This window comes from Streptomyces sp. NPDC093085 (assembly GCF_040683935.1).
Lineage (GTDB): Bacteria > Actinomycetota > Actinomycetes > Streptomycetales > Streptomycetaceae > Streptomyces.
In genome coordinates, this window is the sequence record NZ_JBFBFB010000005.1 from 477,395 (window position 1) to 486,072 (window position 8,678).

An 8,678-nucleotide genomic window follows, 5' to 3' on the forward strand; every position below is an offset into this window, starting at 1 on the left:
ACGGGTGGACAGCCAACCGGTCGACAGCCGACCGGTCCAACGCCACCCGGGCCCGCGACGGCGCGCCGCGCCGCGTCCGCTCCGTCGCCACCGTCCTGGCGGGCCTCCAGGCCACGCTCCTGCTCTTCGCCGCCCGTGCCGTGGCGGAGCCGACCCCGTCCCCCACCCCCTCCGGCTCGTCGGGCGACGACAAGGTCGACTGCTCGGCGCTGACCGGGCTCTCCAAGCAGTACTGCGAGAACGGCGACTCCGACTCCCCGGGGCTCGGCGGCACCCCCAGCGTCACCGACGCCCTCGACCCCCTAGCCTCCCTCGCCCGCGGCTGCGGTGACGCCGCCGCGTGGATCGTGGGGAAGCTCAGCGCGGCCGTCAAGGAGACGGCCAACGTCGACTTCACCAACGCCGCCTTCCTCCGCCAGTACGCCATCGTCTTCGCCGCCTCCACCATCCTCACCCTCGTCCTCTGGCTCCTCGCCGTCGCCAAGCGCGCCATCCGCGGCGTCCCGCTCACCACCGCGCTCTCCGAGGCCATCGGCTTCCTCTGGCTGACCGTCCTCGCCTCCGCCTTCACCCCGCTCGTCCTCTACACCGTCGTCTCCGCGACCGACGGCGTCACCGAGGTCATCTCCTCCTCCAGCGGCGGCCAGACCGACGTCTTCTTCGGCGGCTTCTCCGAAGCCCTCAAGAAGGGCGACGGCATGGGCGGCGGCCCGATCATGCTGATCGTCGTCTCGCTCGTGTCGATCCTCGCCGCCGGAGTCCTCTGGCTCGAACTGGTCATCAGGGCCGCGCTCCTCTACGTCGGCGCGCTCCTCGGCACCGTCGTCTACGCCGGCCTCGTCGACAAGAACATGTGGGGCCACGTCCGCCGCTGGGCCGGGATCATGATCGCCGTGATCATGGTCAAACCGGTGATCGTGATCGTCCTCGCGCTGGCCGGCGCGCTCGCCGCCGACAGCGGCCCCGACGCGCTCTCCGCCGTCGTCTCCGGCCTCGCCATCATCATCCTCGCGATCTTCGCCTCGGCGATGATCTACCGCTTCGTGCCCGGCTTCGGCGACGAGATCGCCGCCGCCCGCACCAACCGCAAGCAGGCCACCGACGGTTCCCAGGCCGCCGCCCTCATCAGCTCCCCCGCCGCCCTCGTCTCCCAGGGCATCAAGACCCACAGCGGGCGCGGCGGCCAGGGCGACGGCGCGAGCGGCGGCGGGGGCGCCCGCCCCGCCAACCCGGTCTCCGGCGGCGTCGCCGCCCACAGCTCCCGGGGCAGCTCCGGCGGCTCCTCAGGCGGCGGAGGCGGCGGAATCAGCGCCCCCCTCCCCACCGTCACGCCCCCACCCCGCTCCAGCAGCCCCACCAGCTCCACCCCGCACAGCGCCCGCGGCTCCCGCTCCACCGGTAACGGCAACAACAGCACAGGAGGTGGAGGGCGTTGACCACCCATGCCCAGCCCATCGCGCCCCGCCGTACGTATCTCATCGGCCGCGCCAGGCCCAACGCCATCGTCGGCAAGAACCGGGAGACCGGCGAGATCGCCCTGATCGTCGCCGGCGGCTTCCTCGGCATGATGTGCGGCCTCCTGGTGCCCTCCCTCCCCGTGCGCATCGTGACGCTCGCGGGCTTCCCGCTGCTCGCCCTCGCCGCCGTCTACGTGCCGTACAAGCAGCGCACCTTCTACAAGTGGTTCGAGATCAACCGCAGCTACAAGCGGACCCTGCGCAGCGGCACCGTCTACCGCTCCGCCGCCATGGAGGCCGGCACCCGCGCCGACGGCCGCGAGGTCGAGGTCGGCCCGCCCCCCGGCATCGGCCGGATCAACTGGCTGGCCGCCCCCTTCGGCCCCGACGAGATCGCCGTCCTCCTCCACGCCGACCGCCGCACCGTCACCGCCGCCATCGAGATCGAGGGCCCCGGCGTCGGCCTGCGCGACAGCGAGGACCAGGAGGCCCTGGTCGACCGCTTCGGCACCCTCCTCAAGCACGTGGCCAACGGCGACGGCTTCGTCACCCGCCTCCAGATGCTCGCCCGCACGCTCCCCGCCGACCCCGACGCGCACGAGAAGGACGTCGCCCAGCGCGGCGACGCCAAGTCCCCCGGCTGGCTCCAGGACTCGTACGACCAGCTCCAGTCGATGGTCTCCACCTCCAGCGAGCAGCACCGCGCGTACCTCGTCGCCTGCATGCACTACACCCGCGAACTCGCCGCCGAGGGCCAGGCCATGGCCCGCGCCGCCCGCCAGGCCGCCGGTACGAAGCGGCTCGACCGGGACGCGGGCCTCGCCGTCGTCATGGCCCGCGAGCTCACCGACATCTGCGCCCGGCTCGCCGAGGCCGACATCCGGGTACGGCAGCCCCTCGGCCAGGCCCGGCTCGCCTCCCTGGTGCACTCGATGTACGACCCGGACCACCCGATCGACCACATCCAGGCCATGACGAAACGAAACGCCTGGCCCGCCGAGCTGGACGCCATGGAGCCGACATACCTCCAGGCCAAGACGCGCGAGTCGGCCACCCGGGAACCCTGGTGCCACTCCACCGCCTGGGTCAAGGAGTGGCCCATGACCCCGGTCGGCGTCAACTTCCTGGCGCCGCTGCTCGTCCACACCCCGGACGTCATCCGGACCGTCTCGGTCGCCATGGACCTCGAACCGACCGAGATCGCCATCGAGCGGATGCTGACGGAGAAGACGAACGACGACGCGGAGGCGAGCCGCGCCGCCAAGATGAACCGCACGGTCGACCCCCGCGACATCGCCGCGCACGGCCGGCTGGACCAGCGGGGTGAAGATCTCGCCAGCGGTGCTGCGGGGGTCAACCTCGTCGGGTACATCACGGTGTCGTCCCGCACCCCCGAGGCCCTGGCCAGGGACAAGCGGACGATCAGAGCCTCGGCCGGCAAGTCGTACCTGAAACTGGAGTGGTGCGACCGGGAGCACCACCGGGCCTTTGTGAACACCCTGCCGTTCGCCACCGGCATCCGCCGCTGACCCGCCCGGCCCCCGCCCCCTCCGCCACCACCGCCGCAACCGTCACCACCGCCGTAGCAGTCATAGCCGTCGTAGCCGCCGTTACCGCCGCAACCGAAGAGTCGAAAGGGGCCTGTGGTGCGAGATCCGCTGACCATCCTCACGGAAGCCTTCACCAGCTTCCTCTTCGGGAAGGTGGAGACGACCCGGCTGCCCGTCCGCACGTCGACCGGGCAGGCCCAGGCGGTCTACCTGCCCACCGCCGCCCCCGGCCTCGGCGACTCCGGTGTGATCATCGGCCGGGAGGTCTACAGCGGCAAGGGCTACATCTACGACCCCTTCCAGCTCTACGGTCAGCAGCTCCCCGCCCCGCACTGGCTGGTCCTCGGCGAGTCCGGCAACGGCAAGTCGGCGCTGGAGAAGACGTACGTCCTGCGCCAGCTCCGCTTCCGCGACCGGCAGGTCGTCGTCCTCGACGCCCAGGGCGAGGACGGCGCGGGCGAGTGGAACCTCATCGCCCAGGAGCTGGGGATAACCCCCATCCGGCTGGACGCGATGGCGGCGCTGGACGACGGGATCCGCCTCAACCCGCTCGACCCGTCGATCACCACGACCGGGCAGCTCGCCCTGCTCCGCACCATCATCGAAGTCGCCATGGGCCATGGCCTGGACGAACGCTCCGGCTTCGCGCTCAAGGTGGCGCACGCCTACGTCAACCAGTCGATCACCGACCGCCAGCCCGTGCTGATGGACATCGTCGAGCAACTGCGCCACCCCAAGACCGAGTCGGCCGAGGCGATGAACGTCGACCTCGACGACGTACGGGCCTGGGGCCTGGACGTCGCCCTCGTCCTGGACCGGCTGGTCGACGGTGACCTGCGCGGCATGTTCGACGGCCCGACGACCATCGGCATCGACCTGGACGCCCCGCTCATCGTCTTCGACCTCTCGCACATCGACCGCAACTCGATCGCGATGCCGATCCTGATGGCGATCGTCGGCGTCTGGCTGGAGCACACCTGGATCCGCCCCGACCGCAAGAAGCGCATCTTCCTGGTCGAGGAAGCCTGGCACATCATCAACTCGCCCTTCGTCGCCCAGCTCTTCCAGCGGCTGCTGAAGTTCGGCCGCCGGCTCGGCCTCTCCTTCGTGGCGGTGGTCCACCACCTCTCCGACGTGGTCGACGGGGCGGCGGCCCGGGAGGCCGCGGCCATCCTCAAGATGGCCTCGACCCGCACGATCTACGCCCAGAAAGCCGACGAGGCGAGGGCCACCGGCCGGGTCCTCGGCCTGCCCCGCTGGGCCGTGGAGATCATCCCGACGCTCACCCCCGGCATCGCGGTCTGGGACGTCAACGGCAATGTGCAGGTCGTCAAACACCTGGTCACCGAGGCGGAACGGCCGCTCGTCTTCACCGACCGCGCGATGACCGAGACCTCCGAGTCCTCGTCGGCCTCGGCATCACCGCAGACGGCCCACGCCGCCGGGGCCCGCCGCACCGGCCCCCGGCCCCCCGTCGTCACCGAGCCACCGCACGAGCGGGGCCCGAACGACGCCCTCCGGGACGCCGAGTGGGAGGCGGAACAGCGGGTGGAACTCCTCGAACGGCAACGGACCTTCAACCAGCACGCCGAGGCGGCCGAGTCCGAGCCCGAGTCCTCCGAGTCGACGGTGGCATGACATGCCGGGCCACCCCGAGGAACAGCGCAGACCCGGCGGCATCCCCGACGGCCTCCTGGTGGGCCTGCTCGGCTTCCTCTTCGGCCTGACCCTCCTGGTCTGGACGGCCACCGGCCTGGCCGGCCTCTTCGCCCACGGCCACTGGCCCGAGGGCGTCACCTTCACCCGTACCCCCCTGGCCATGCGCGAACTGGCCGCGGCCCCGCACGACCTCCCCACCGCCTGGCCGGACACCCCACCGGGCGAACTCTCCGGATACGGGCTCTTCTGGGGCCTGCTGATCGGCCAGTTGATGGTGCTGACCGTGCTGTCGGTCTTCGTCCTGGGGGTGACGGCGCGGTACCGGGCGGTCCGGGCGAGACGCAAGGAGCAGCGGGAGCGCCGGTACGGGGCGGAGGAGGACCAGGCCGGACCGTACGGGCAGCAGGAACGCCCGTACGAGCAGAGCCACCCGCCGATGACCCCGGCACCCCGCCACGCCCCACCCCGGCACCCCCAATACCCTCAGCAGCCCCAGCGGTCCGAGGAAGCACCCCAGGAGCCCCACACGGCCCCCCTGACGGCCCCTCAGGACACCACGACGACCACGATGCCCCTCCCCCGCCAAGCGGGCTCCCCGGCCCCCGAACCGCCCGGAGAGCACGTACCAGCCCCCCTCGCGCCCCTCGCGCCCCAGGCCGCGCCCCCGCTCCCCGCCGAGCCCGAGTCCCCGGCGCTCCCGCCCCCCACCGCCTCTCCGCTCCCCGTCCCCCTCCCCCCGGTCCGCTACGGCGACCCGGCCGCCCGGCGCCCCACCGCCGTACAGGCCGTCCTGGAGGCCGAGGGACCCGCCCTCGTCGTCACCTCGGCGCCCGCCGTCTGGGCCGAGACCAAGGACACCCGGGCCAAGCTCGGCCCCGTCCTCGTCTACGACCCGGGCCACCTCTGCGACACCCCCGACCGGCTCCACTGGTCGCCCACCGCCGGGTGCGAGGACCCGGCCACCGCCGCCACCCGCGCGGCCACGCTGCTCTTCCCCGTACGCCCGCACGCCCTGATCGACGCCGCCATGGCCGATACGGCGGAGACGCTGCTGCGCTGCTGGCTCCATGCGGCGGCGGTGGACGGGCGGCCGGTGAAGCAGGTGCTGCGCTGGGCGCAGGGCGGCGGCGCGCAGGAGGCGGTACGGATCCTCCGCACCCACCCCAAGGCGGCCTCCGGCCTCGCCGGACTGCTGGAGTCCGCGCTCACCGCCCACCCCGAACGGCGCGAGGTCGCCCAGCAGTTGACGGCCCGTACGCTCTCGGCGCTCTCCTCGGTCCATATCCGGGACGCGTGCACACCCAACAGAACCGATGCCCTCGCCCTGGATTCTTTTATGACCGAGGGGGGCACGCTCTATGTGGTGGGCGAGCCGATCGAAGATCCGCGCGCCCGCCCGGGTGCGATGCCGCTGCTCACCGCACTCACCTCAAGCGTGGTCGAGCACGGCCGCCGCATGGCCGCACGGTCATCTGACGGTCGGCTCGACCCACCAATGTCCCTCGTCCTGGACGATGTCGCGGCGGTGGCCCCGTTCCCCCGCGTCCCGGAGCTGCTGACCACCGGCCAGGACCGGGGCATGCCCACCCTGGCCCTCCTCCGCTCCCGCCAGCAGGGCAAGGACCGCTGGCCCCACCAGCGCCTCCCGGACACCCTCTAGCGCACCCGCTAGGCCGCCGTACGCCCCGTACCGCCCGTACTCCCGGTACTCCCCGCATGCTCCGCCGCTTCCCGCACCAGCCGTACGGCCTCGGGGACACCCCCGTCCCACGCGGGGCCGTGACCGGGCAGCACCCAGGTGGCGTCCACGGCCTCGATACGCTCCATCGACGCCAGGGCCTGTCCGGGTGCCAGCGTGAACGGCGCGGGCTCCGGGCCGGTAGCCCCCGTAAGGACATTACGGGTCGTCATGTGATCGCCGACGAAGAGCGCGTCGACGGCCGGCACATGCACCGCCACACTCCCCGGGGTGTGGCCGGGGACATGGATGATCCTGGGCGCCCCCGGCACATCGAGGACCTGACCGTCCTCGACCGGCAGCAGCGCACCGGCCGGCCGGATCCGCAGCCCCCCGTGCCGCGCCGAGTACCACAGGAACCCCGCCACGGGCCCGGCCTTCATCGGCCCCCAGCCGCCGGCGGGCTTCTTCACCTCCAGCCGCGCCCGGTCCGCGTCGGCCGGGTGAAGGAGCACGGGCACGCCCTTCTCCCGGGAGAGCCGGGCGGCGAAGCCGATGTGGTCGGTGTCCCCGTGCGTCAGGATCAGCGCGCGGATGTCGTCGAGCGTCAGCCCGATCCGCTCCAGCTCGGCCTGGAGCAGCTTCCAGTACCGGGGAAGCCCGGCGTCGACGACCGTCACACCGCCCCCGTCGACGACGAGGTAGCTGTTGACGAGGTCGGAGCCGATTCGGTACAGCCCCTCCGCGATCTTCATGGTCTGCCTCCTGGGGCCGAGTAGGCCGGGTCTCGGGCCCGGAGCCCGAAGTCCGGAGCCGCGAACCCAAGGCTACACACATTAGCCTTCGGAAGGCTACAGTGATTAGCCTTAAAAGGAATCACGCCCTACGATGAGGTCCGCCCAGGAGAGAGGCGACAGGAGACAGGCGACAGGAGACCGGGATGCCCGCCCCCGCACAGACCTCGACCGCCGCCATCGTGGCGGCCGGCCGGCGGCTGCTGGAAGAGCGCGGCACGGACGCGCTGATCATGCGCGATGTGGCCGACGCCGTCGGGGTGCGCACGCCCTCGCTGTACAAGCGCGTACGCAACCGCTCCGACCTGGTCCGCCTCATCCTGGAGGACGTGACGGACGAACTGACCGCCGCCACCGACGCGGCGGTCAGAGCGACGGACGAGGCGACGGACGAGACGACGGCGCACAGCGCGGCAGCGGACCTCCGGGCCCTGATGGCCGTCTACCGCGGCTTCGCCCACACCAACCCGGTCGCCTATACGCTGCTGACCTCCCCGCAGGCGGTCGCCGGCGCGACCGAACGGGCCGAGCGCGCCTCGGCCACCCTCCTGCGCCTGGTCGCCCAAGTAGCAGGCCCGCACGACGCGCTCCCGGCCGCGCGCACGCTGGTGGCCTGGGCAAACGGATTCATCACCATGGAGCTGGCAGGCGCCTTCCAACTGGGCGGCGATGTCGAACAGGCCTGGCACTTCGGCATGGAACGCGTCCTGACCGCCATCCAGCGGGAGCCGAGGAGACACCGGCCCCGCCAGGAGAACGCCGCCCCGGGCCTCAAGGACGCGTGACCGCCAACTCCAGCTCGCGCGCCCCCGGATCACCCTCCACCGGAACACTCTGCCCGGTCGGTACGAAGCCGAGCTTGCGGTAAGCGGCCCGGGCCCTCGGGTTCCCGTCGTGCACATACAGCCGTACGCGGGCCAGCCGGGGCTCCTCCAGCGCCCAGGCCCAGTCGAGCGCCGCCGCGAACAGCGCACCCACCACCCCGCAGCCCCGGTGCTCGGGCCGTACGAAGACCGCGACCAGATGCCCCTGCGCCGCCTCGACGAACCCCCCGAGGAAGTCCTCCCGCCCGGCCTCCTCGATCAGCAGGACCACCGTCCCCGACCAACTCCCGTCCGGAGCCTCGGCGACGAACTGCGCGGCGCGGGCCCCGTGCCGCGCCGAGAACCCGGACACCCGCTCCTGCCAGACGCTGTCCGGGTACGCCACGGCCTCCGCGTACGTCTCCAGAAAGGCCACCGGCGCGGCCGGATCCTGGAGCGCGAGGAGCCGGAGTTCCTTGGCCCTGGCCCATTCGTCGGGCCGTACCGCCCGTATCACGTGGTTCATGCGCCGATCCTCCGCGCACACAACACCGCCCGCAACGCGTTTTCCCTGCCTGAACGGCTCTGGAACGCAGAAATGCCCCGTACCACAGTCAGTAACTGTAGTACGGGGCATTCCCACAATGATTGTTCGGCGGCGTCCTACTCTCCCACAGGGTCCCCCCTGCAGTACCATCGGCGCTGTAAGGCTTAGCTTCCGGGTTCGGAATGTAACC

Annotated in this window: 7 protein-coding genes and 1 rRNA gene; 5 read left to right on the plus strand and 3 right to left on the minus strand. The window is 72.1% G+C overall.

Translation table 11 applies throughout. The features are described from left to right. Window positions 1–95 precede the first annotated feature (95 nt). From AB0O07_RS18700 to AB0O07_RS18715, 4 genes are all read left to right on the plus strand, one after another. A complete protein-coding gene (locus AB0O07_RS18700) occupies window positions 96–1,436 on the plus strand; it encodes a hypothetical protein (RefSeq protein ID WP_365634313.1) in 1,341 nt (446 codons plus the stop codon). Beyond that, a complete protein-coding gene (locus AB0O07_RS18705; protein ID WP_365634208.1) occupies window positions 1,433–2,986 on the plus strand; it encodes an SCO6880 family protein in 1,554 nt (517 codons plus the stop codon). The genes AB0O07_RS18700 and AB0O07_RS18705 overlap by 4 nt, the downstream gene beginning before the upstream one ends. Before the next feature lie 117 nt (window positions 2,987–3,103). Next, window positions 3,104–4,645 carry an ATP-binding protein gene (locus tag AB0O07_RS18710; RefSeq protein WP_365634211.1) on the plus strand — a complete coding sequence of 514 codons (1,542 nt, stop codon included), beginning with the start codon at window positions 3,104–3,106 and terminating at the stop codon, window positions 4,643–4,645. A gap of 1 nt (window position 4,646) precedes the next feature. Continuing rightward, entirely contained in the window at window positions 4,647–6,326 is a 1,680-nt protein-coding gene (locus AB0O07_RS18715; protein WP_365634214.1) for a type VI secretion protein, read from the plus strand. An 8-nt stretch (window positions 6,327–6,334) separates the two neighbouring features. On the opposite strand, the gene AB0O07_RS18720 is transcribed toward AB0O07_RS18715, so the two are convergent. Next, window positions 6,335–7,099, minus strand: a complete 765-nt coding sequence (locus tag AB0O07_RS18720; protein ID WP_365634217.1) for an MBL fold metallo-hydrolase — start codon at window positions 7,097–7,099, stop codon at window positions 6,335–6,337. 185 nt (window positions 7,100–7,284) lie between these two features. Between AB0O07_RS18720 and AB0O07_RS18725 the strand changes: the two genes are divergently transcribed. After that, window positions 7,285–7,923 carry a TetR/AcrR family transcriptional regulator gene (locus AB0O07_RS18725; RefSeq protein ID WP_365634220.1) on the plus strand — a complete coding sequence of 213 codons (639 nt, stop codon included), beginning with the start codon at window positions 7,285–7,287 and terminating at the stop codon, window positions 7,921–7,923. On the opposite strand, the gene AB0O07_RS18730 is transcribed toward AB0O07_RS18725, so the two are convergent. Continuing rightward, window positions 7,910–8,467, minus strand: a complete 558-nt coding sequence (locus tag AB0O07_RS18730; protein ID WP_365634222.1) for a GNAT family N-acetyltransferase — start codon at window positions 8,465–8,467, stop codon at window positions 7,910–7,912. The genes AB0O07_RS18725 and AB0O07_RS18730 overlap by 14 nt on opposite strands. Window positions 8,468–8,591: 124 nt before the next feature. Beyond that, window positions 8,592–8,678: ribosomal RNA gene (gene rrf, locus AB0O07_RS18735) — 5S ribosomal RNA — on the minus strand; the annotation flags it as partial.